Raw genomic sequence first — 23,780 nt, 5'->3', positions numbered from 1 at the left:
CTGGCGATCACCACTTCCGGGTGGTCGCCGAACGATGCTCTCGACGATGTCAACGCGCTGCGGTCCATGTCGCTTTCGCCTCCTCTGTGTTGTCGAGCTGTGCTGCCAATGTGGCTGCGATGCCGGACAAACCGAGTCCGAGGCCACGAGCCATTTCCATGGGGGAGAGTTCGATTCCGATCGCTTTGCTGGTGCGGGCCGCGAACTCGACGGCCATCAGGGAATCCATGCCGAGCTCCAGCAGCGGCGTCTGCACGTCCACCGCGGCCACGTCGACGCCCAGGACCACCGCCATGACCTCGGCCAACGCCGCGGTCACCGCGGCTGGGCGCTGATCGGGTGGCAGGGCCAGCAGTTCGGCGCGCAGTGCGGCCGCTTCGTCCTGGTCCGCGCTGGAGCCGGTGGCGAAGTCGGTGAAGCGTGCCGTGTGCCGGACCGCGTAGGTGGTGGCGGCCGCCTTGGCCCAATCCATCTCGAGGATGGCGGTATGGGCGACGGGCAGGCGCAGGCATTCGGCCAGATAGTCGGTGGCGGTGTCCATGTCGATCGGATGCAGCCCGACCATCGCCAGGTATCTGACCGTTTCCTCATTCGCCTCGGCCATGCCGCCGCCGGCCATCGAGCCCCAGTCGACGCACAGTGCCGCTTCCCCGCGCGCCTGGCGGCGGTACGCGAGCGACTGCAGCGCCGCGTTGGCGGCGGCATAGGTGAGCTGTGCGAATCCGCCGATCAGCCCACTGATGGAGGACCACAGCACGAAGTGGTCCACGTTGATTCCGGCTTCGCGGACCGCGCGGTCGAGGTTGATCGCACCGTCCACCTTGGGCGCGAATACCGCCGCGACGGTAGCCGCGGTGATCCGGCCGATCGGTGAGTTGTCCACGATCCCGGCGGCATGGAAGACGCCACGCAAGGGAATTCCCTGGTCCGCGATGCGCTTTACGGCGGACGCCACCGCCGAGGGGTCGGAGATGTCGAGGCATTCCTCGATCACGGTGATTCCGGCTGCTCTGAACTCGCGCAGCTGTTGTGCCGCGACCTCACTCGCCGCGCCGCTGCGTCCCACCAGGACCAGATGGCGTGCCCCCTCGCGCACCAGCCACCGGGCCGTCGCCAGCCCGAAGGATCCGAATCCGCCCGAGACCAGATAGGTTGCGTCGGAGCGGATCCCGACCGCCGGGAGCAGTGGGCGCACCCGGGGTGCGGGTTCATCCAAATCGAGGACGATGCGCCCGATCTGCTTCGGCCGCACGATCGCTTCGAAGGCCGCGACCACATCGTTCATCGAGTACCGGTGATAGGCCAGATGGTGATACACGCCGGATTCGAGCTTGCTGATCAGACCGGACGTCTTGGCGCGCACGGCTTCCGGGCGGAACTTCATCATGCGGTCCAGATCCAGCGCGATGAACGTCAGATTGTGGTCGAAGGGCCGCAGGTCGATGACGCCGCCGCTGTAGATATCGATCTTGCCGATCTCGACGATTCGACCGAATTCCGCTGCCGCCCTGAGGTTCTGGCGCAATATCTCGCCGGGTGCGCTGTTCAGGATGACGTCGACGCCCTTGCCGTCGGTGAGGCGCAGGACATCGTCGACGAAGTTCATCGAGCGCGAATCGATGGCATGGTGCGCTCCGGCGTTCAGCACGTGCGTGCGGCGCTCGGCACTGCTCGCCGTGGCGATCACCCGCGCGCCCGCATTCCTGGCGACCTGGATCGCGGCCAGGCCGACACCACCCGCGCCGCCGTGCACGAGCACCGTGTCCGCCGCTGTGATCCGCGCGGCGTCGATGAGCGCCAGTTCGGCCGTCAGGAAGGGCACGATCGAACTGCAGGTGCCCGGGGCCCAGTGGGCCGGAGCCACCGTGACGCATTCGCGGTCCACGGTCAGGAAGCGGCGAACCATATCGGGCGCGGCCACGATCACCGTGTCCCCGACGGCCACGTCGGTGACGCCCGGTCCCACCCGCACCACGACGCCCCCGGCTTCCAGCCCGAGGTCCCGGCCGAAGAAGGTGTCCCGCATATCCTTGTCGCTCAGCACGCCGAGCACTTTGAAGGCGTCCTTGGGGTTCACTCCGACGGCTCGGATGCGCACCTCGACCTGGTCTGCCGTCGGATCGACGCGTTCGATCCGACGCCATGCCAAGTCCTGCAGCATGCGGGTGCTCGGCATCTCCAGTCGGAAGGATGCTTCCGGATCCGCGAGCGTGCCCACCTCTTGCCGGGGCGCGAGCTGGTCGGCGAGGTTCTTGCGCACCCGAAGGCCCCAGCGCGAACCCATCCGCAGGCAGATTTCATCCTCCTGAGTGTCGTCCCCGGCGGATCCGCCCCAGATCTCGGCGATGACGTCGGTGGCGGGAGCGCCCGGTTCGCTGTCGATCAGTCGCCATCCCGCGGTCCACTGTTCGTTCAGCAGTGCGCGCCGCGCCCCGACGAGTGCCGCATGGGCCATGTCCACGTCGGCATCGCTGCCGGGCAGGCAGAACGCGGATTCGGTGAGGATCACGGCGTTGATCGTGATCTGCTCTGCCGCAGCGGTTTCCGCGGCGGCGTCGTGCCGCTCCGCCAGCACCACGCCGATGGCGGCGGCGATACGGGCCACCGCGGTCACATTCGCCGCGGGGCCGAACCCCGCGCCCGCCGCGACGATGACGTCGGCCCGGGAGGATCCGCTCTTCGCGATACCGTCGCGCAATGCCGCGGCGATGTCGTCTTCCAGCCCCGGCTGCGACGGATCGGTGATCCGACGAATCGCTGCGCTGTCATAACTCTCGGCGATCGACGGAATATGGTGCGACGCATCAGCGCCCAGCGCGATCATCAGGCCGAATCGTTCGGGGATCTCGACATCCGCTGCCGCGGGCGCATCGTCGTACAGCTCCCAGCCGGGTTCGTAGAACACCTGCCCGAGCCGGTGCAGGACCGAGGCGGGTGGCGACACCGGCCGGAATTCCACACCCATCAGGGCCAGGATCTGCTCACCGTCGGGGCCGACGATCTCCACATCCGCGCGCAGCGGGCTGCTGCCGGTGCGGTGCACCAGCACGGTCGCCGTCTCCGGAATCGGCCGGAACCGGCGCACCGCACGCACTCCCGCGGGGACGATCGCGCCCTCGGGGGTGGCGGTCTCCGTGTGCATGAGCGCCGCGACACACTGCAGGGCGACGTCCACGACGGCCGGATGCGCCAGATGCGCGGAGTTCTTCGCCGTCGACGCGTCGATCGACGCGACCACGGTGTCCGAACCGACCCGGGCCCGCACAATGCCCTGGAATGCGGGACCGTAGTGCAATCCGTGTGCGGCGAGCACGGGGTACATGTCGTCGCCGCGGATGGTCGTGGCATCGGTCGCCGTGGGCAGTTCCAGGCGCTGCGCGCGCACCGGTCCTTCGACCAGGCGCCCGGTCGCATTGACCGTCCACGTGGAGCCGGTCGCGGGCCGCGACGCGATGGTGAATCGTTTGGTCGTCTCCTCGACCGACAATCGCAGCAGTGGCACATCGTGGGGGTCGATCACCAGCGGCGTGATGAATCGGACGTCCTCGAGTGCGAGATCCTCACGACCGGTGCGGATTGCGGCCGCGCTCAGCGCCGCGTCGAGATAGGCCGCACCCGGCAGCACCACGAGGCCTTCCACCACGTGGTCCGACAGCCACGGCAGGCTGGACAGTGCCAGTTCCGCAGTCCATTCCGGCCGCGACTCGCTGCGCTGGCCGAGCATCGGGAAACGGGTGTCCAGTGCCATGCGCTCACGCACGACGCTCTCGGGCTCGGCCCACACCCGAGTTTTCTGCCAGGGGTAGGCGGGCAGTGCGATATGCGGTGCGAGCCGCGAACTGCCCAGCGCCGCTTCGGAGTCGAACGCACCGGCCGCGTAGAGTCCGGCGATCGCGCGGCGCAGGCTCACGATATCGCCCTCTTTGCGGCTCAATGTGCCGATGGCGGTGCCGTTCTCCTCGGCGCGGACGAGGATCTCGCGAATATTGCCGCTCAGCACCGGATTCGGGCCGACTTCCAGGAACACTCGATGTCCGTCTGCGACCAGATTGGTCATGGTGGCGGCGAATCGGACCGGTTCCCGCACATTGCGGCACCAGTACTCCGCGTCCCATTCGGGGCCGGTGACCGGCCGCGTGTGCACGGTCGAATACAGCGGGATCCGCGGCGGCCGCGGGCGCACCCCGTCCAGCGCGGAACGGACTTCGTCCAGAATCGGATCCATGAGGGCGCTGTGGTAGCCGACCTCGACATTCAGGATCCGGGCGAAAGTCCCTGCCTCCGCAAGCTTCTCGTGCATGCGCTCGATCGCGCCCCGGTCACCGGCCAGTGTCACCCCGCTCGGGCTGTTGACGGCGGCGACCCACAGTTCGTCGCCCTCGGGCACCGCGGCGATCGCGGCCTCCTCCGACAGGCCGACCGCCAGCATCGCGCCGCGGGTGGTGGCCTGCAATCGCGACCGGTGATAGCTGACCAGCAGGGCGTCATGCAGGTCCAGCGCCCCAGAGACATAGGCGGCGCTGACCTCGCCGACGCTGTGCCCGACGACGGCGGCGGGGCGCACACCCATTTCCGCCAGTTCCGCGGCGAGCGCGACCTGCACGAGGAAGTTCGCGGGCTGCGCGATCGCGGTGGCGGTGACGCGCGAATCCTCTTCCGGCCGCAGCAATTCCGCGATGATGGACCAACCGGAGATCGATTCGAATTCTTTGTCGATGCCCCCTGCGACCCGCGCGAATTCGCCATCGGCCTGCAAGAGTTCACGACCCATGGCCCACCACTGCGGCCCCATCCCGCTGAAGACGAATACCGGGCGCGCGGCCGGGCCCGTCAGCGCCCGAACCGGTTTGGCACCCTCTCCCTTGGCGAATTCCTGGAGTTTCGCCAGTAATTCGTCGGTGTCCTCGAAGTCCAGCGCGGCCCGGAACTGATGGTGTGCGCGGCGCGTCCAGGCGGCGGCGACCACGGAATCGAGGTCGGCGCCCGCACCGAGCGATGCGGCGAATCCCCCCGCCAGCGCGCGCACCGCCTCCGGGCTCCGCGCGGACAGCGGCAGCACCGACAGACCGCGCCCGGCGCGTTCCGGCGGCGAGCTGGGTGGCGGTGATTGCAGCAGGGCATGGGCGTTCGTGCCGCCATATCCGAAACTGTTCACGGCCACAACGACATCGCCGTGCTCGGGCCCGAGTGGGCGGACCTCGGTGGGGATGTCGATATTCAACTCGTCGAAGGGAATGTCCGGGTTCGGCCGCTCCAGCCAGCCCTGCGGAACGATGGCGCGATGGTGGACGGTGAGCGCGGCCTTGATCACCCCCGCGATCCCCGCCGCCGCCTCGAGATGCCCGATCGAGGCCTTGACCGATCCCACCGCCAGCGGTTCCCGCCGCCCGGGCACCGCGCCGTACACCTTGCCGAGCGCCGACAGCTCGAGCGGATCGCCGACCGGCGTACCGGTGCCGTGCGCCTCGACATAGACGACATCACCGGGCGTGACACCGGCCGCCGCACACGTGCGCCGGGCCAGGCTCTCCTGCGCTTCCGGATTCGGCACCGGGATCGCCGCGGTCTTGCCGTCCTGATTGACGCCGGTGCCCCGCACCACCGCGTAGATCCGGTCCCCATCCCGCTGTGCGGCCGAAAGGTCCTTGAGCACAACGATTCCCGCGCCTTCACCGCGGCCATACCCGTCCGCGGACGCGTCGAACGCCTTGCTGCGGCCGTCGACCGCCAGGAATCTGCCCTTCGACATCGAAACAAAGGTCTCCGGCTGCAACATCGCGTTCACGCCGCCCGCGAGCGCCAGTTCGCAGTCGCCGTTCCGAATCGCCTGGACGGCCTGATGCAAGGCGACCAGCGAGGACGAGCAGGCGGTGTCGATCGTCATGCTCGGACCGCGCAGGTTCAGCACATACGAGATCCGGTTGGACAGCAGCGTGAAGGTATAGCTCATCGGCGTGTGGCCCGAAATATCCATCCGGGCGGCCATTCCGACTCGGCCGATGGCGCTGTCGCTGGTGAAGGCTCCGACGTAGACGCCGACGGAACGGCCGTTCACACTGCCCGCCAGACCGGCGTCGTCCAATGCCTCCCAGGAAACCTCCAGCAGCATCCGCTGTTGCGGATCCATGATCGATGCCTCACGGGGGGAGATTCCGAAGAAATCGGGATCGAAATCCCACAGCGATTGCGTGAGAAATCCCGCACGGCGGGTGTACATGCGCCCTGGGGCCTCGGGGTCGGGGTCGTAGTATTTCTCGACATTCCACCGATCCGATGGCATGTCCACGACGCCATCCCCCCGGTCGGACAGGAACGTCCAGAAGCTCGACGCGTCGTGCACGCCTCCGGGGAAACGACAGCCGATTCCGACGATCGCGATTTCAGTCATCAAGTCACCTCAGTCTTGGCGGGTCAGCGATGGCCAAGACGTTAGGAACGAGAAGTCATTCGGCGGTTACGAATTCAGCCACCCACCTTTACCGCTCGGTGGCAACAGCTTCGATCGGCCGATACGGTCATGCCACCATGGTCCGCGCCGGCACCCCATCACCGGGACGACCGGGCGGCTGAATTCGCTGTCCACCGAACGACGGACAGGCGGTCAGCGCTCGAGCAGTCCGAGCGCCATCGCGGAAGTCACCGCGGCCGTTCGATCCGAGACATCCAGCTTGTTGAACGCACGCAACAGATGAGTCTTGACGGTCGCCTCACCGATATGAAGCTCGCGCCCGATATCAGCGTTCGTCAGCCCTTTCGCCACCCAGCCGAGCACCTCGACTTCGCGCGCCGACAAATTCGCCCGCACCGGCCGCCGCAGCCGATCCACCAGCCGGTCGGTGACGGCGGGAGCCAGCACGGTCTCACCCCGGGCCGCCGCGCGGACCGCCGCCCCCAATTCCGCGCGCGAGGCATCCTTCAAGAGATATCCCGACGCCCCGGCCGACACCGCGCGCAGGATATCGGCATCGGTTTCGTAGGTGGTGACCACCAGAATTCTGGTTTCGGGCCGGGCCGCCAGAATCCGCTCGGTCGCGCCCACGCCATCCAAACCGGGCAGCCGCAGATCCATCAACACCACATCCGGCCGCAATGCCGCGGCCATGCCGACCGCCTCGAGACCATCGCCGGCCTCTCCCGCCACGGTCAGATCGGGCTCGGCGGCGAGGATGCTGCGCAATCCCTCGCGAACCATCGGATGGTCATCGACCAGCAGCACCGTGATCATCGCGGAACCTCCACCTCCACCATCGTGCCGCCCCCGGGCCGACTGGTCACCGACAGTGTCCCCCCGATCTGCTCTACCCGATCCCGCATCCCGCGCAGCCCGAACCCGGCCGACATCGATCCGCCCGAGAACCCGATCCCATTGTCGCCCACCGACAACCGGACACCCGAATCACCGGCAGCCACCGCGACCACTACCGCCGAGGCCCCGGAATGCCTGCGCACATTCGACAACGCCTCCTGCGCGGCCCGCAATAACGCGACTTCCCCCACGGTGCCGACAACCGGCAGTACCTGGTCCGCCCTGAACGTCACCGAGATCCCCGTCTCCGCGCTCAGCCGTTCCCCCTGCTGCCGCACCGAATCGACAAAAGAGGTGGCCGTCAATGCCGCGGGCGTCAATTCGACCACCATGGCCCGGGCCTCGGCCAAGTTCTCCCGAGCCGTCTCGCCGATCAGCCCGATATGCCGCCGAGCCGCCACCGGGTCCTTCTCGACCTCCATCTCGAGGGCCTGCACCAACGCCACGATGCTGGTGAACCCCTGCGCCAGCGTGTCATGAATCTCCCGAGCCAACCGCGCCCGCTCATCCGCCTGCCCCGCCTCCCGCGACAGCCGCTCGGCCTCGGCTCGGGTCCGCGCCAACTCCTCCACCAGCACCGCCTGCTGCTCCCCATACTCGACCGCCACCCGGATGGCCGCCCCGATAATCGGACTGAAAATCAACCCGATCACCGAAATCAAGACGGCCAGGGGCACATCACTCCCATGCACCCCCTCGGTCAGCAAGGCCATAGCCGTCGGAATCACACTGACCCCGGTCCCCGCCACGACCCCCGCCCGCAACGGAAACGCCAGATAAACAAGCGAATACAACACCGGCAACGCCGCCACCGCAGGCGCTGCGAACGAAACCGCCACGGCAAACAGCCCCACCACCACAACCACGAATCCCACGGTGCGCCAACTCAACCGACGCCACCGATACAGGTCCTCCGGCCCCCCGATCTGAGCCCGCACAAACACCAACGTCCACACCACAATCCCCACCAGCGCAGCCGTCGCCCCGAACTTATTGGCCGGAAACCGATCAGAAAGCAGAAAAACCGCCCCACCCGCAGCCCCACACCCCACGACCACAAACGCCGCCCACAACCGAAACCACACACTCGACCGCAAAAAAGACCTGGTCACGCGATCACCCCCGGGCGCGTCCTCCATCCGGCCGACGATACCCCCGTGCCAGCCCTGACGGCCCCGGTGCCGACGGCGGGCCGACGTGACGTGTGTCGACTGATCGGGGGTGGCCACAAAGTCGAGGGGTGTGGCACGGAACGGTTACCGCCCCGCGTCATCTGTCAGCAACTACGGTGCTGTCATGGCCGACGCCGAACCCAGTGAACACACCAAGGATCACCGTTCGCGCGTGCGTGTGTGGCTCGCGCCCGCGATAGTGGTCTCGCTCCTGATGGCCCTGCTGGCCACGATGTATCTGGCCTATGTGGTCGACCCTTCCCAACACCTGCACGGCTTTCCGATCGCCTTGGTCAACCAGGACGACGGCGATGTCATCGGTGGCAAGCCCGCCAATGTGGGCAAACAGATCAGTGATGCGCTCGTCGAGCAGATCCCCAGCGACAAGATCGATCTGCGGGTGCTGGGCATCAACGCGGCTCAACAACAGCTGACGTCCGGAAATGTGTACGGGGCCATCATCATTCCCAGCGACTTCACCAAGCGGCTCGGCATCTTCGCCACCGCCAGCGTGGTCGCGGGGGATGTCACCCAGCCCACCATCACCGTCAACACCAACCCGCGGACCGGGTCGTTCAATGCGCAAGTGGTCCAGTCGATCGCGGGAACCGCTCTCGCACAAGCCAACAAGACCGTCGGACAGCAGCTGACGCAAACCGTGCAGGCGCAGCTGCAACCCGCCCCGGGCGGACAGGCACCCGAGTTGGTCGGGCTGAGTCGCCTGATGCTGGCCAAGCCCATCGACGTGTCCGTTGTTCCGTTCCGTCCGCTGCCCAGCGGCACTGGCGGCGGGCTGACCGCGTTTTTCTACACCCTGATGGTTCTGCTCGCCGGATTCACCGGCGCCATGGTCATCAACGGCATGGTCGACTCGTCCCTCGGTTTCGCACCGACGGAGTTCGGTCCCTGGTACGTGCACTACCCGGCGACATCGATCTCCCGATTCCGGACACTACTGCTGAAATGGGGAGTCATCACCGGCACCGCACCGGTGGCCTCGGCGATCTTCATGGCTGTCGGGCACGCGCTGGGGATGCCGATCGACCGGCCACTGATGTTGTTCCTGTACAGCACCTTCGCCATCATCGCGGTCGGCGTCACCGCCCTGTCGATCGTCTCCGCGCTCGGCACCGCGGGCCTGCTGATCAACCTCATCCTGTTCATCGTCCTCGGCATGCCCTCCTCCGGCGGCACCATCCCGATCGAAGCCATCCCGAAATCCGTTGCCTGGCTTGCCCAATTCGAACCGATGCACCAGGTGTACCTCGGCATCCGCGCCATCCTCTACTTCAACGCCGACGGCTCGGCAGGCCTGAGCCGCGCAGTCTGGATGACCCTGCTCGGCCTGACCATCGGATTGGTGCTGGGTGGCACGGTCACCCGCTACTACGACCGAAAAGAACTAGTTCGCGCCCCCGCCGCATCACGGTAGGTGTGCAAAGAACCCGATCGCCGAATGGTGGAGGCCGTCAATCTTTGAGTGCGTACTGGTATCCGCCCTCGAGCCAGGCGGCGAGGAGTCGGCCGTAGTCGTCGGCGGCTTCCTCCCAGGCGGAATGGCCTGCGTCGAGGGCTTGGATTGCGTTGTGCGGGAGGGTGTCCGACAAGAATTGATTGTTCGACCACGGGACGAGGTCGTCGTTCTTGCCCGCCATGATGAAGGTCGGTGTGGACCTTCGGGACCTGAAACCAAGTGTGGCGGTTGGGTGTTCGTGGCCGAATGGTGTGAGCGCTCGAATCCGTATCAGCCGATGATCTGGATCTGGTTGCCGTCCGGGTCACGGACGCGGAACATCGGGGGCATGTGGTCGCCGAGTCGCAGGATGGTGTCGTCGACATCGATGCCGCGGGTGCGCAATCCGGCGTGAGTGGCGGTGATCTCGGTGCTGTGCAGGATGATTCGGGTGTCGCCCCCGACGCTGCCCCACATGCCGCCGCGCGGCTGCACGAGCGCGATGGTGGTGGCCGAACCCGCGGGTGCGACTTCGATCCAGCGGAATCCGGCCTCGGCCTGGACGTCGCGGCGGAGCTCGAGTCCGAGGGTGTCGCGGTAGAAGGCGAGGGCCTGTTGCTGGTCGGTGACCGGTACTACGACGGTCGCGATCGAGTCGAGCATGGTGGTGGTTTCGGTGGTCATTGGGATTCCTTCGGGTCGGTGTGTTCGCGGCGGGGTTCGATGAGCACCATCCAGTTGCCCGAGTTGTCGCGGCAGACCGCTTCGGTGCCGTAGGGGCGTTCGACGGGTTCCTGGACGAACTCCACCCCCTTGGCCGTGAGCTCGGTGTAGGTCTTGTGGCAGTCGTCGACAGTGAGGCCCAGGCCGCTGAGTCCGCCTGCCTTCTGCGCCAATTCGAGTTCGCGGGCCAGTTCGGCGGTCAGGGGCGGGCCGAAGCGCACCAGGCTCACCAGCAGTTCGGGCTGGGACGGATGCCCGACCGTGCACCAGCGGTAGCCCGGGCTGATCTGTACATCGTCGCGCTCCTCGAAGCCGAGCACATCGATGTAGAACCGCTTGGATTCCTCTTGATCGCCGACCAGAACATTCACGATTGCGACACCTGAGATCATGCCGAAACTCTATGTCGCGGCAGTGTCACCAGGCTTATCCTCGATTGCGGAAAACGGCCGCCGCTCGGCCAGTCCCCACATCAACACCACACACCCTGGAATGCGCGGCGGCCCGAGTTCGCGATAGCGGGCCTGAAACTCCGACGGCGATTCCCCGGTGACCGCGCGGAACCGTCGCGAAAACGTACCCAGTGAATCGAATCCGACCGCCAGCGACACCTCGGTCACCGACAGATTCGCTGCGCGAAGCAGATCTTGTGCGCGCTCGATCCGCCGCACCGCCAAATAAGCGCCAGGCGTCTGCCCATAGACGGCCCGAAACAGCCGCAGGAAATGGTATTTCGACACCCCGGCCACCGCCGCGACCCGATCGAGCGTCAATTCCTTCGAGCTGAACTCCCGATCGATCAGATCCCGAGCCCGCCGCAGATCCGCCAGCAACGCCTCGGGAACCCGCTGCTCGGTCACGGCATTCAGTTCGTCGTCGCGGCAAGCAGGGCGAGGTAGCGATTGGCGAAGAGATAGGCGTCGCCGGGCCAGCGCGCGGACACATAGTTGCCGTCGGAGACCGTGAAGGCAGGCGCGTCATCGGTGGCGGTGCCGCGCCGCACGAGTTCGGTTGGGCCACGCTGGAATTGGGCTTCCGGATCGGTGAGAGCAGCCCGGACCTCGTCCTCGACGTAGGCGGGGTAGGTGCGGTAGTAGCGGCCCAGCCGCCAGGCGGTCAACAGATAGGCACTGCGCTCCATGTACTTCGGCAGGCAGGTGGTGCGCCGATCGGCCAGCACGCTGCGCCCGGTAGCTGGGTCTTGCGCCCGGGCCAGGACGAGCACGCCGTGGCAGATCGCCCCGACCGGCCGCTCCAACGCCCAGAACCGTCCAATCTGCTCCTGCAGAACCTCGGACCCGAGATACTGCCGCATGCCGGGCGCGTGACCGCCGGGCAGCAGCAACCCGTCGAACTCCCCGACCTCGAGATCCGACCAGGCCACGGTGTCACGGAATTCGGCCGATTCGGTGAGCTGCCTGTAAAACTCTTTCGGCTCATCCTCGGCCCCGAGCTGCCCGAACAACACCCCGGTCAACAGCCGCGGATCCGCCTGCGGCACGGTCCCGGCGTATTCGGTGGCGAACACGACCTCATGCCCGGCGTCGGTGAGTATCCGCCAAGGCACGGCGACCTCGGTGACATCGAAATCCGCGTCGGGTACCGGCATCAGCACGCGCATAACAGCATCCTTGCAGGGTGCCGTCATCGATGCGAGCGATCACTCCGGTGGCCGCGGTTGCAATCTGATGCTCGGGTGGCGGGCGTGGAAATCGGCCAATGCCGCCGCGGTGACCTGGGTGCCGACGAGGTCGATGCCGCTGAGATCGAGGCGCTCGAGAGCCGGCAGGATCGCGTCGGTGACGGGCGTGTCGCGCAAGCTCAGTGTGCTGACAGTGATGCCGTCCAGCAATGCGGTGACGAGTTGGTCCGTGCCGCCGCTCACATGGATCCCCAGACTTTCGACACGATGCGGGAGCCGGGCCGAACCCACGACTCGCGTCGCCCTCAGCTGTAGATCGCGCAGCGCTGCCGGGAAGGATCCGTCGAGCTGGATGGCATCCCGGCCGCTGAGATTCAGAGCGGTGATCCGAGGCACGGCGTCGGGCAAAAACTCTTGGCCCCATGGATGATTCGGCAGATTGCTGATCTGGAGGTGGGTCAGCGCGTCGAGGTGGCTGCCGCTGCCGAGGTGGAAGCCGTCGTTGTCCGACAGGTGCAGGCGCAGGTGCCGGAGCTGCGGAAAGCGCGAGAAGGCTGCCAGCGCATCGCTGCCGAGCCGGCACCTCCGATGCTCGATGACTTCCACGGTGGGCAGGTCCGGTACCGGAGACAGCATGGCGTCGTCGAACTCGCCGGTCATGAGGGTCAATGCCCACACCTGTTCAGCCGCACCGGTCATCACGTTCAGGTCGTCGCCGTCCCAGCATTCACTGTGCCGGTGGATGCTGAACCGGGTGTCGTCGTGTAGTGGCGGCTGGGCGGGCCCCAGCACATGGAACGGCGGGGTGCCCTCGTGCCGGTGGTAGAGCCGGTCCGCGTCGGTGGTGAACCGGCCGCAGCACACGAGTTCGATGAGCGTTGCCGCCCCGGTCGTTCCGATCGCGGTGACGTTCACCCATTCGGGAACCCGCCCGTCGCGCCACAGTTCGCCGACCGCGGTCTCGAAGTCGCACCGGCGCAACGCCACAGCCCGCTCGTCGCTGCTGTCCTCCGGGAATCGGGCCTCTTGCGGCGCTGGGGGATGCCCGTCGAAGGACTGGTTGAGCCGGACCCGAAACACCAACGGTCCGGGCAGGTCCTCCAGGACGAACTTCCGGGCGAAATCCCGGGCCGACGCAGCGGCGACCGCGAGCCGCCCACGAAAGGTTTCACGCTCCACGCCTCAAACCTATTCGCGAGCACCGCTGCTCGTCTCACCCTGAAATCAAGGGCATGGACCGGTCATATCCATTGGCTATTCTGATGTTTCAGATGCTGTTCTGCACCGGGGGGTGTGGCCGATGATCGCAGGTATCCGGCAGTGTGCCGAACGTTGGCCGCGCTCATGATCATTCGCTCGCTCGGAACGGCCGATGCCGCCGCCCGCGCCGACTACCGAAGGCAACTCCGGCGCGAGGCATTGCCCTGGTCCATCGGAATGCTGTCGGTATCCTGGCCGATCCCGTTGCTCACCGCGCTGCTGCTGTATCGACTGGGTGATCTGATCGCGCCGTGGGCGGCGTATGCGGTGCCGGGTGTGTGGCTTTTGTCGGGATCCATCCTCCTGAAGCGGACTCGTTTCCCTGATGCGAGCGATCCTGTCCGCAACAGCCATCCTGAGCTACCCCGTCGACCGACCGCTGCGGAAGCCGAAGTGCTGGAACCCGTCTGGCACCGGAACATGCGCAACATCGGCCTGGCGGACGCGACCTATTCGGTGTGGGTGCGGGATTCGCCGGGACCGCTGGGGTGCGCGTACCCCGACGGTCTCGTCGTCGTGTCGGCCGAGGCGGTGCGTGACTTCTCATCGATGGAGCTGCGCGGACTGTTGGGCCACGAGATCGGCCATCTCGTAGGTGACGGCGGCGGACCGTGGTACCAGTTGTCCCGGTGGTACGGCGGGCTACTTCGGATCCTGTTCGGGGTGACCGGGCGCGCGGCCGGGTGGCTGACGCGCGGCCGCCGCCTGCTCCAGCCCATAGCCGTCCTTTCCGCCAATCTGGTTGTCCTGCTCGGCTTGTCGGTCCTGCTGCGTTCGCTGTTCGGGACGGTGGTCACCGCCTCGCTGTTGGCGGCGGCCGCGGTGCAGATGGTCGGGCAGCGTGCGGTCCGGCGCCGCAATCAACTCAACGCCGACCGGGTGGCGGTGGACCTCGGTGCCGGTCCGGGCGTGCGCTCGATTGTCCTACGCACGAACCGACCGGCGAGTTTGCGTCCACGCTGGACGAACAGCCTGCGGAGCCGGGTGGTTCTGGCGTGTTTGACCATGTGCTTTTCCGATCCATGGCCGGACCGGCGTTGGGAGGCTCTCGAGGCCCGGATGCTCGCCAATCACTCGGGCCAACCGAATCCACCCGGGCTCGGATGGCTGATACGGCTCGGCGGGGCCGTGCTTCGCCCGCTGCTGCGGCTGGGACTGTGGATCATGACGGCCCCGACGCTGAATCCCCTTGCGGCCAGGCGACGTCGGTAACCGGTGATCGTCGGCCGCTACCGCTGGCGGAACGGTCCGTCGAGAGCCGCCCATTGCAGGAGCATGATCGTCTTGGCATCGGCGATCTCGCCGGTGCGGATCATGGCTAGAGCTTGGGGGAAGGGGATTTCCACGGTGGTGATGTCCTCGCCTTCGGAGCGGACGCCGTGCGTGCCGGTGGGGGAGGCGGCGGGTTGGTAAGGGGCGGCGAAGAAGTGGAGGCGTTCGGTGACCGAGCCGGGGCTCATGAAGGCTTCGAAAACGGGTTGGACTTCGCCGATCAGGTGGCCGGTTTCCTCCTGCGCCTCGCGGCGGATCGCTTCGAGCGGACTGTCGCCGTCCAGCAGTCCGGCCGCGGTTTCCAGCAGCATGCCGTCCGGGTGGCCGTTGACATAGGCAGGTAGGCGGAATTGGCAGGTCAGCAGGACGGTTTCGCGGTCGGTGTCGTAGAGCAGGATGGTCGCGCCGTCGCCCCGGTCGTAGGTTTCGCGCTGCTCGCGGGTCCAGTGGCCGTCGCTGTGCCGGTAGTCGAAGGTGGTGTTGCGCAGGACATACCAGTTGCAGGACAGTACCTCGACATCGTGGATTCGCACGCGCGGGTTTCCGGTCAGGTCACGGCCGTGGAGGTGTAAGCCGGTGCGGCCGCGGCGATCCGGGGTGTCGACGCCATCGGTCATCGGGCGGCCTCGATCGCGGTGTGGCCGAACGCCTTCAGATTCTCCGACAGGAAGAACTCCAGGGTGCGCGGGGGTCGGCCGAGGATCTCGGCGACGGTGTCGGTCGGACGTTCCGGTCGGGTAATAGCCATCCGCTGAATCTCGGTGACGTGGTCGGCCAGCCAACCGGGCATGCCGGATCGCTCGACGAGCTGATCGCGAAAATCGGCGGGCGGAAGGTCGATATAGCGGATCCGGGCGTCGAGCATGGTGCTCAGTATGGCCGCGAGGCGAGGGTAGTCGTAGGTCTCCTGCCCGGTGAGAGTGTAAGTACCCCCGGCGATTTCGGGTCGCGTGAGGGCAGCCGCGGCGACATCGGCGATATCGCGGCAGTCGATGTAATTGCAGGCGGCCGCGCCCATGGTTCCGACGATGACGCCCTGCGCGGCGACCTGAGGCGCGAGCAGCAGCAGCTTCTGCATGAACGCGTACGGCCGCAGAATGGTGTGCGTCAGCCCGGTGTGTCGCAACACCTCCTCGATCGCGTATTGCCAGCGTGCGATGGCCACCGGAGACTCGGGCTCTGCCGCCGGTGCAGAAAGCTTGACGATGTGCTCGATGCCGCAGGCGGCGGCGATCTCGATGGCGCGAGTTTCGATTTCGACCTGATCCGGCCGGTTCACCATGGTCAGAAACAACTGGCTCGCACCCTCGAAGGCGGCGCGCAGCGATGCCGGGTCGGTGGCGTCGGCGTACCGAACGTCCACGCAGCCGGGCGTATTCACGCTGTCCCGCAGCCGATCCGGCTCCCGAGTCAACGCCCGGCACGGCACCTCCAGAGCAGCGAGGCGATCGACCAGAGCGTTGCCGGTCGCGCCGGTGGCTCCCATGACGACGATCATCTGTCTTCCTTCCGATGAATGGAGCTCCAACGCGCCGTGATGATCACGGCGGCGATCGCGGCCGCGATCGGGACATCGACGCGAATGCGGCCCGGCAGCGCCGGTACCACGGCGAGAAGTTGGGTGAGGGCTGTACCGATCACCGCGGCACCGGTGCCGGAGGCGACGGCGAGCCGAACGGGCGACATCCGTCGCAACCCGGGGTAGCGGATTCCGAAGTGCCGCAGCCACATTCCGACCGCCAGTGCGACCAGTGCAGAAGTGCCCGCGATCGATGTGAGCGCCGCAACCATGAGATCTGCACGGCCGGTGGCGAATCCACCTGCACCGGCACAGATTGCGGGTGCCAGATAGGCGATCAGTACCTCTCGCCACAACACGAACCTAGGGTCCGCAGTCGCTGTATCCATCTGATTAGGTACCTAACTATATGGGTATGACGCACTCCCGGCTTACAGGCCGTCGGAGTTCAATCGGTCAGTGCGGTGATGCCCTGGTTGATGCGTTCGAGCAGATCGAGGAACGTGGCCCGCTCCTCACGCGTGAGTCCACCCACCATCGACTGCAACCGGCTGAAATGCTCCGGCGCAACCTCGCGCAGCTTCTTCGCCCCCCGCGCGGTGAGCACCGCGACCACCGCCCGCCCATCCTCGGCCGAGGCGCGCCGAACAACCAGTCCCTGCTGCTCCAACCCGTCGATGAGCCCGGTCACCGTGGCCCGGGTGACACCGAGGATGGCCGCCAACCGCGACGGCGCGAGCTCACCATCACTGTCCTCGAGCGCGGCCAGCAACCGATACCGCCCGGTGGACAAGCCGAATCGAGCGAAGTGAGTCTCGGAAGCCTGCCCAAGCTTCGCTCCGGCAGCCAGCAGACGCACGGCGACCAGCACCGCCCGCGGATCGGCTTCCCCTTCCAGTCCGTAGCGCCCAATCTGCTTGCGCGCCTGCGCCAGGGTGGGGGAGTCGATACTCGACGGGCCGGTCTCCATGTAACTAATATGGCACCTAACTACATAACGGTCAAAGAACTGGGAGATAGATCTCCCCGCCGCATGATCTCGCCGTGATCGATCGATGATGACCGGCCTGAGACGCTCTGGGCATGCGCAACACATCCAGGCTTCGGGCCGCGGCGGCGGCGATTCTGCTCCTGGCGGTAGCGGGGTGCGGCTCCAGCCCGGCGGCAGCACCCAAGAGCACCGCCCCCGTGAAGGGCTCGTCCAACGGCGGGAGTCAGCCCGATTACACCCCCACCGGACGACTGGTGGCCGACTCCGGGTTCCGGCCCGCCGTCGATGGTTTCGGCTTCCAGAACTACGGCAACGATTCCGGCCCGATCAATCTGACGCCGAACACCATGCGCGCGATGTTCGGTGACGCGGTCTGCGCAAGCACCCAGGGCGACTGCGAGCTGATCCCGCAGGCCGAGACCTGGATGGCCGAACAGAACAAGGGCATGGCCAACGGTCACTGCTACGGCATGTCGGTGACCAGCCTGCTGGTGGCCATGCACAAAATCGATCCGGCCAAGTACGGCGCGGACAGCACCGTGAAACTCGATCTGGCGCAGAATCCCGCGCTGCAGGAGATGATCGCCCGGCAGTTCGTCGGTCAGTGGATGCCGAATGTCGTTGCGGGGCAGGTGAAGGGCAGCCCCAAGCAGATCGTCGACAAGCTGACCGAGGTGCTCAAACCCGGCGCGGCGGAGACGTACTCGGTCGGCTTCTACAAGCGGGACATGACCGGCGGCCACGAGGTGACGCCGTACGCGGTCGAGGACAAGGGCAACGGCCAGTCCTCGATTCTCATCTACGACAACAACTTTCCCGGCGTCACCAGCCACATCGACGTCGACCGCAACGCCGACACCTGGCGCTACCAGACCGCCTCGAACCCGGCCGATCCGAGCGAACCGTACGACGGCGACGCGGGCACCGCGACCCTGATGCTGGATCCCACCACGCCCGCGCAGCAGCAACAGACCTTCCCGTACCTCGCACACGACACCAAGGGCGCGAAGGGCAGCGGCCCCAAGGTCGGCGCCCCGGGTCTGACGGTGTTCCTCGACAGCGATCCCGTCGACCACGGCCACCTGCTGATCACCGCCGATAGCGGTAAGCGGATCGGCTACGTGAACGGTAAGCGGGTCAACGAGATTCCGGGCGCCCGCTTCGTCGACCTCAAGTCCAACAACTCCACCTACAAGTTCGAGCCGGAGTATCAAATCCCCGCCGGAACCCACTTCACCGTCACGGTGGACGGCACGGGGCTGAAGAAGACGCAGAAATCCGACGTCGTGATTCTCGGCGACGCCTTCGACGTCTCGGTCAGCGGCATCAACCTCGCGCCTGGCGCGACCTCCACCATCGATATGGGTATCGACGGCGACCGCGTGCGATACACCGCTACCGACGCCCAGGCTCCCGATATCGAAATCGGGGAGAGCTACGACCAAGCCGACTACGCGTTCGCGGTCAGCAAAGCGGCGGTCGGCCCGGGTGGTTTCGTCGACGTCACTCTCCCGTTGGACCGCAACGTCTTCACCGTTGATGCCATCAAGTCCCGTGCGCCCGCCACGCTGGGCGTCACCATGGAACGGATCGACGACCACGGCAAGCGCACCTTCAAACGTGACGGTGTCGCCGTGTCCGGAACCGCCACCGCCGCCTTCGATTTCGACGCCTGGGACGGCGGCGGCAAGTCCATCGCCCTGACAGTCACCGACCAGGGCAAGAAGACCACCACCCAACTGCCCGCGAGCTGAGGCCTCAGGCGACCCGGCGCTCGGGTTCGCTGCGATACCGGGACCGGTCCCCGTCGATATTGAGGAGTTTCCACAGTCGACGGGTGACCGGGTTCATCAGACCCAGATCGTCGGCGAGGGAACGCATATCGCCGAAGTATCCGGTCAGCGTCTTGGCCCCCTCCGGACCCCGCCAGAAGGCCTCCTTGATCACCTCGCGCGGGATGTCGAAGCGGCGGGCGAATTCCGGTGGGGGAGCCATGATCTCACCGGCCAGCCAACGCATGGCGAGCGGGAACGCGATACCGCAGACATTGCGATAGGCGATGTTCATCGCCGGGACGTGTTCCTTGAGGAACTCATTCGCGAACGAGATGTGCCGCGCTTCCTCGGCGATGTGGATCTCCATGCAGCGCACCACCGCCGGAGGCAGATGTGCGCCGTTGCGGATGACCGCCTTCTGATAATGGTCGATCGGTTCCTCACCGCCGAGAATGCCGATGAACAGAATCGCCCAGGCGTACCCGCCGGCCACGCCGATGAACGGCGACAGCCGCCGGAAGATGGGCCGCATCCCGGGCACGTCCACACCGATGCGGTTCACCAACTCCTGGAACATCTGAATGTGGTTGCACTCCTCGGTCATCTCGTGGAGGCAGTACCGGAATTCCGGGGAGCCGTTGGGCAACTGCATGATGTACTGCATCATGCCGCGGATCAGCACACTCTCGAAGGCCGCGCCGACCTTGATGGCATTGGCGATCCGCCACTTCCCGATCTCGATCTGCCGTTCCAGCGACTGCTGCTGATACCACTCGGTGGCCCCGAGCGGATCGATCTCCGGCGACAGCACCCAGCGCGGATCCTGCGGGTCGATCGCGAATTCCGGCGCGTCCCACGGGATATCGAGGTATGGATCGAACCGGCGTTGCACCGATCCCTCCGAGAGGGTGTGCAGCAGGTCCGTGTAGTCCCGTGCCGCAGGAACTTTGCCCGACATCGTCGTCAGAGCCATCATTGCCTCCTGTGTGGTGCGCCACACTCCAAGATAAGTGCTAACCAGGGTTACATACAACCCCGGATTTGCTCGGCGCACGGTAAATACCCAGCAGCCCGGGGCCGGTAGGATTTCGGCGGATCGGGTCCACACGGACGAGGGGGTAGGGCTGATGGTCGATATCGCGCCCGCGAACATGCCGCGAATCATCGGATTTCAGACTCCGGGGGTGAGTGCGAGTCCGGATCCCTGGTCGGGTGCGGAGCTCTCCGACGACCGGATTCGAGCGCTGGCCATCGGCGCGTACTACGCCGACAGTTGGGGTGCGTACAACGACACCGTCGTCTTCGCGCCGGAACTGCCCGGGCGGCCGGAAACCACGCGGGAGCGGACCATTGACGGTCTGCACGAGGCATGGGGCGTCGACAACGCGGAGGACGCGCGCGGCACCATCGGGCGATTGCTCGCGGGCATGCACGCACCGCTGTTCGCGCTGATTCATCCGCTGGCCTCGGAGGCGGCCCGGGAGTCGTATCGGCCCGACCGGTCCGGCATCGCCTCCGCGCATCGCGAGTTCCTGCATCTGCTCTCGCAATTCCGTGGCTACGAGGGCGCGGCCGGATTGGATCGCGACTACGACGCGTGGTTGCAGGCCATCAAACTCGGGATCGTCGCCGGACTGCCGCAGCCGTTGCAGACCGATGCGACAGCCTGGGATCTGGCCCGCGTGGTCTTCATCGCCCGCGCGGCGCATACCGCCGGGTATTTCAGCGAGGAGGAAGCGTGGGAACACATGCTGGCCGGACTCGCCATCGCCCAGGCGCATTACCGCAATTGGCAGCAATTCGGGTCGGGCTTCCTGACCGGAGCGATCTTCTGGGCGGCGACCCGCGACCTCGCGGCCGCCCGTGAGCAGGTCGGTGAGCGGCGGAAAGTGCTGCACGGCTTCCATACTCGGCCGTCGAGCCCGTGGCGGCGGGTCGCTCTGCACCCCGGATCGGCCGGGTAGACCCGGATCAGTTGGGCAGGGCCAGCATGATGCCGAGGGCCTGGCGCTGGAAGGGCTCGTCCTCGACCATGCCGAGACGGCGACGCTCGGTCAGCAACTGCCATTGCGCGAACAGCTCGACCGAGGACGGCCGGGCCGGGGCGATCGAGCCGTCGACCTGCTCGATCTCGCAGGCCAGCCGCAAGCCCTCGGCCAACCGTGCGAAATCCGTTGCATCCCAATCGATGAACTCATGGGTGGCGGGGAAGGCGTGGACCCGCAGCGTTGCGACGGCACCTGCGGCCGGCGGGGGCACCACCTCCGCGCGGTCGATGACGCCGATCGGTAGCTCGTGGATCGCCTCGGTGCCGAGGAACAACAGCCGCAGAGTCGTGACCACTAAAAGCCCCGGTATTCCGGAATAGGTGGCCTGCGCCAGCTCGAGCACGAACTCGTCGGGCCGCGCCAGTGTCTGCAACGCGGTGATGCGGTGGGTGACGTGCCCGGCGAACCGCATCCGCTGCGCCGCCGCCGTCACGTCGCGGCGCATCGGGCCGTGCGGTGTGGACTCCAGCGGCGGCGGGGTGAGATCCGGTCGCGGCGGCTGGATCCGCCGCGCGTCCAGCAGTTCCCGTTCGACGGCCCGGACCAGTTCGGTGGCCTGCGCGCGCAGCTCCGGCTCCAGGAACACCGGCACCGGATGGTGTTGCGTGGCAACACCGTTGACCACGAACTCGGGCGAGAGAAAGTAGAACAGGATCGCGATCTGCTCATCGTCCGTGCTGGCCACCCGCGTCCGGCGCAATGCGTCGACCGGCACATCGAAGGCCGTGTCGTCATCGGCCTGCAGTGGCTGCGTGACCAGCCGACCCTCCCCGAAGCGGATGACGGACCGCCGGCCCCACACCTCGAACATCACCCCAGCCCTCCCTACCCGGCCACCCCGGCCGTACCGAGTAGCAGATTACCGAAGCGGTCGGACTCCATCCGGTTCCGGGCATCCGGAGCGCTGAATTTCCCTGCCCGGAACCGTCATACGTGGTAGATGGCGCGACTACCGCGCCGGTGAACCCGATAGGAGGCCCGTCATGGCCGTTCCCCAGCGATTGCAGCGAGCTCGTCATCTGTCCCGGAAGCTGATGCAGGCGCATCGAGACCGTTCGGCCGAACTGGCTGTTCTGCATCATCGGCGGGTGACGCAGGACGCGTGGCGCGGCGCTCGTTGAGCACCAGAGCCAGAGTCGCGGCCCCGGCCAGCGCGAACAGCATCGTCCAGATCGATCCGACATGCATGGCGTGGATGAAGGCATTGTCGGCCGCGCGTGCCAGGTCCGGGTTGTCGAGGGCGGCCGCGACGTGACGAGCCTGTTCGGCCGAGACCTGAGCGGGCTCCCGGGCCGCGTCGGGGAGACCGGACACCGCACCTTGGATTCCGCTCCGATAGGTGATGGCCATGATCGTGCCGCCGACCGCGATGCCCAGGACACTGCCGGTCTGGCGGACCGTATTGGTGACCGCCGACCCGGCTCCAGCCCGCTCCAGCGGCAGGGTGCTCATCAGTGCGCTGGTGACCGAGCCGATCACCATGCCGATCGAGAAGCCCTGGGCGCCAGAGAGAATCACGTTCCAGAAGATCGGTGTGTGCAGCCCGAAGAACGCGATACTGCCCATGCACAGTGCCCCGATGGTGAGGGCGATCGCGCTGACCGAGCGCAGCGACCAGCGGCGCACGAGTCGAATCCCCAGCGGCCCGCCGATGATGACGCCCAGTGCGGCAGGGGAGTTGATCAATCCCGCGGCCAGCGGTGAGAAGCCGCGTGCGCCCTGCAGATAGAACGCCCCGTAGAAGCCACTGGCGGTCATGGCCAGAAACAGCAGGCCCAACGCCGCGTTGCCGCCGCCGAATACGCGTTGGGCAAGCAGTCGCGGATCGAAACTTGGCTGTGCGGCGCGCAATTCGATCACCACGAAAGTCGCCAGCAAGGTTAGGCCGACGGCGATCGGAGCCCACACCTGCACCGGCGTCCAGGCTGCGACCTGTCCGGCCCGGATCAGTCCGTAGGCGAGGGCGGTCAATCCGGTGATCGACAGCGCCAATCCGGTGAGATCCAGCGGCCGTGGCGTGGGGCTGCGGAAGTTCGGGACGAAGACGGCGATACCGATCAGGGCAATGACCACGACGGGAACGTTCACCAGAAACACCGAGCCCCACCAGAAGTGATCGAGCAGCACACCGGCCAGCAGCGGCCCTGCGGCGAGCCCCACACCCGCGGAGGTGGAGAACAGTCCGATCGCGGTCGCCCGGTCCGGGCCGGTGAACGTCCAGGTGACCGTGGCCATGGTCGCGGGCATGATGAGCGCGCTGCCCACACCCATCACCGCCCGCGCGGCGATGAGTTGTGCCGGGTCACCGGCGTAGGCGGCCCAGATCGAGGCGGCCGCGAAAATGACCAATCCCGTTGCCAGCACGGTCCGATGACCGAACCGGTCGCCGAGCGCCCCGGCGGTGAACATGAGCGCGGCGAACACCAGTGTGTAAGACCCCGAAGCCCATTGCAGCTGAGCGGGATTCGCGCCCAGGCCGCGCACCGGATCGGCGAGGGTCTCGAGCGCGGTGGCGAGGATGGTGTTGTCGATCCAGATCAACAACGAGGAGAGCAGGAGTACGGCGAGGATCAGCCGCTGCCGTGATTTCGGCAGCGTCACAGGCGCAGTCATGGAAAC

20 protein-coding genes are annotated in these 23,780 nt (G+C 66.7%); 4 read left to right on the top strand and 16 right to left on the bottom strand.

What is annotated here, in order from left to right; all coding sequences use genetic code 11:
• Positions 1-49: 49 nt before the first annotated feature.
• The 3 genes from ACYVN4_RS08720 to ACYVN4_RS08710 form a co-directional block, all read right to left on the bottom strand.
• Positions 50-6,388: a type I polyketide synthase gene (locus ACYVN4_RS08720; protein ID WP_460719066.1), complete on the bottom strand. Its 6,339-nt coding sequence runs from the start codon at positions 6,386-6,388 to the stop codon at positions 50-52.
• A gap of 213 nt (positions 6,389-6,601) precedes the next feature.
• Positions 6,602-7,225: a response regulator gene (locus ACYVN4_RS08715; RefSeq protein ID WP_460719064.1), complete on the bottom strand. Its 624-nt coding sequence runs from the start codon at positions 7,223-7,225 to the stop codon at positions 6,602-6,604.
• Entirely contained in the window at positions 7,222-8,172 is a 951-nt protein-coding gene (locus ACYVN4_RS08710) for a sensor histidine kinase (protein WP_460719062.1), read from the bottom strand. The genes ACYVN4_RS08715 and ACYVN4_RS08710 overlap by 4 nt, the downstream gene beginning before the upstream one ends.
• Positions 8,173-8,602: 430 nt before the next feature.
• Here ACYVN4_RS08710 and ACYVN4_RS08705 point away from each other — a divergent pair, with 430 nt between their 5' ends.
• A complete protein-coding gene (locus tag ACYVN4_RS08705; protein WP_460719060.1) occupies positions 8,603-9,910 on the top strand; it encodes a YhgE/Pip domain-containing protein in 1,308 nt (435 codons plus the stop codon).
• A 37-nt stretch (positions 9,911-9,947) separates the two neighbouring features.
• On the opposite strand, the gene ACYVN4_RS08700 is transcribed toward ACYVN4_RS08705, so the two are convergent.
• The 6 genes from ACYVN4_RS08700 to ACYVN4_RS08675 form a co-directional block, all read right to left on the bottom strand.
• Positions 9,948-10,085, bottom strand: coding sequence for a hypothetical protein (locus tag ACYVN4_RS08700; RefSeq protein ID WP_460719058.1), 138 nt, complete (start codon positions 10,083-10,085; stop codon positions 9,948-9,950).
• A gap of 137 nt (positions 10,086-10,222) precedes the next feature.
• Positions 10,223-10,615 carry a VOC family protein gene (locus ACYVN4_RS08695; RefSeq protein WP_460719056.1) on the bottom strand — a complete coding sequence of 131 codons (393 nt, stop codon included), beginning with the start codon at positions 10,613-10,615 and terminating at the stop codon, positions 10,223-10,225.
• Entirely contained in the window at positions 10,612-11,046 is a 435-nt protein-coding gene (locus ACYVN4_RS08690; protein WP_460719054.1) for a VOC family protein, read from the bottom strand. The genes ACYVN4_RS08695 and ACYVN4_RS08690 overlap by 4 nt, the downstream gene beginning before the upstream one ends.
• Before the next feature lie 9 nt (positions 11,047-11,055).
• Positions 11,056-11,487: a helix-turn-helix transcriptional regulator gene (locus ACYVN4_RS08685; RefSeq protein WP_460719052.1), complete on the bottom strand. Its 432-nt coding sequence runs from the start codon at positions 11,485-11,487 to the stop codon at positions 11,056-11,058.
• A gap of 32 nt (positions 11,488-11,519) precedes the next feature.
• Positions 11,520-12,275 (bottom strand): type 1 glutamine amidotransferase domain-containing protein, encoded by a 756-nt coding sequence (locus ACYVN4_RS08680; protein WP_460719050.1) that lies wholly within the window; start codon positions 12,273-12,275, stop codon positions 11,520-11,522.
• A gap of 39 nt (positions 12,276-12,314) precedes the next feature.
• On the bottom strand, positions 12,315-13,475 hold the full coding sequence (locus tag ACYVN4_RS08675; RefSeq protein ID WP_460719048.1) for a hypothetical protein: 1,161 nt from the start codon (positions 13,473-13,475) through the stop codon (positions 12,315-12,317).
• A gap of 141 nt (positions 13,476-13,616) precedes the next feature.
• Between ACYVN4_RS08675 and ACYVN4_RS08670 the strand changes: the two genes are divergently transcribed.
• Entirely contained in the window at positions 13,617-14,768 is a 1,152-nt protein-coding gene (locus ACYVN4_RS08670; protein WP_460719046.1) for a M48 family metalloprotease, read from the top strand.
• A gap of 17 nt (positions 14,769-14,785) precedes the next feature.
• Here ACYVN4_RS08670 and ACYVN4_RS08665 read toward each other — a convergent pair whose 3' ends face one another.
• The 4 genes from ACYVN4_RS08665 to ACYVN4_RS08650 form a co-directional block, all read right to left on the bottom strand.
• Positions 14,786-15,445, bottom strand: a complete 660-nt coding sequence (locus ACYVN4_RS08665; RefSeq protein WP_460719044.1) for an NUDIX domain-containing protein — start codon at positions 15,443-15,445, stop codon at positions 14,786-14,788.
• The gene (locus ACYVN4_RS08660; RefSeq protein ID WP_460719042.1) at positions 15,442-16,326 is read right to left on the bottom strand and encodes an NmrA family NAD(P)-binding protein; all 885 of its coding nucleotides are present in this window, start codon (positions 16,324-16,326) and stop codon (positions 15,442-15,444) included. Before ACYVN4_RS08660 ends, ACYVN4_RS08665 begins: the two co-directional genes overlap by 4 nt.
• Complete coding sequence (locus ACYVN4_RS08655; RefSeq protein WP_460719040.1) at positions 16,323-16,706, bottom strand: hypothetical protein; 384 nt, start codon at positions 16,704-16,706, stop codon at positions 16,323-16,325. The genes ACYVN4_RS08660 and ACYVN4_RS08655 overlap by 4 nt, the downstream gene beginning before the upstream one ends.
• Before the next feature lie 89 nt (positions 16,707-16,795).
• Complete coding sequence (locus ACYVN4_RS08650) at positions 16,796-17,317, bottom strand: MarR family winged helix-turn-helix transcriptional regulator (protein WP_460719039.1); 522 nt, start codon at positions 17,315-17,317, stop codon at positions 16,796-16,798.
• A 113-nt stretch (positions 17,318-17,430) separates the two neighbouring features.
• Here ACYVN4_RS08650 and ACYVN4_RS08645 point away from each other — a divergent pair, with 113 nt between their 5' ends.
• The gene (locus ACYVN4_RS08645; protein WP_460719037.1) at positions 17,431-19,092 is read left to right on the top strand and encodes a hypothetical protein; all 1,662 of its coding nucleotides are present in this window, start codon (positions 17,431-17,433) and stop codon (positions 19,090-19,092) included.
• 4 nt (positions 19,093-19,096) lie between these two features.
• Here the strand turns inward: ACYVN4_RS08645 and ACYVN4_RS08640 are convergent, their stop codons facing one another.
• Positions 19,097-20,086: an AurF N-oxygenase family protein gene (locus tag ACYVN4_RS08640; RefSeq protein WP_460719035.1), complete on the bottom strand. Its 990-nt coding sequence runs from the start codon at positions 20,084-20,086 to the stop codon at positions 19,097-19,099.
• A gap of 211 nt (positions 20,087-20,297) precedes the next feature.
• Between ACYVN4_RS08640 and ACYVN4_RS08635 the strand changes: the two genes are divergently transcribed.
• Positions 20,298-21,077, top strand: a complete 780-nt coding sequence (locus ACYVN4_RS08635) for a DUF1266 domain-containing protein (RefSeq protein WP_460719033.1) — start codon at positions 20,298-20,300, stop codon at positions 21,075-21,077.
• Positions 21,078-21,084: 7 nt separating this feature from the next.
• Here the strand turns inward: ACYVN4_RS08635 and ACYVN4_RS08630 are convergent, their stop codons facing one another.
• Both ACYVN4_RS08630 and ACYVN4_RS08625 read right to left on the bottom strand, forming a co-directional pair.
• The gene (locus ACYVN4_RS08630) at positions 21,085-21,975 is read right to left on the bottom strand and encodes a hypothetical protein (protein ID WP_460719031.1); all 891 of its coding nucleotides are present in this window, start codon (positions 21,973-21,975) and stop codon (positions 21,085-21,087) included.
• A gap of 167 nt (positions 21,976-22,142) precedes the next feature.
• Positions 22,143-23,774 carry an MFS transporter gene (locus ACYVN4_RS08625; RefSeq protein WP_460719029.1) on the bottom strand — a complete coding sequence of 544 codons (1,632 nt, stop codon included), beginning with the start codon at positions 23,772-23,774 and terminating at the stop codon, positions 22,143-22,145.
• Positions 23,775-23,780: the final 6 nt, after the last annotated feature.

It is taken from the genome of Nocardia heshunensis (assembly GCF_054782115.1).
Note: the sequence above shows the minus strand (reverse complement) of the source record. Positions and strands in the feature narration are given on the sequence as shown.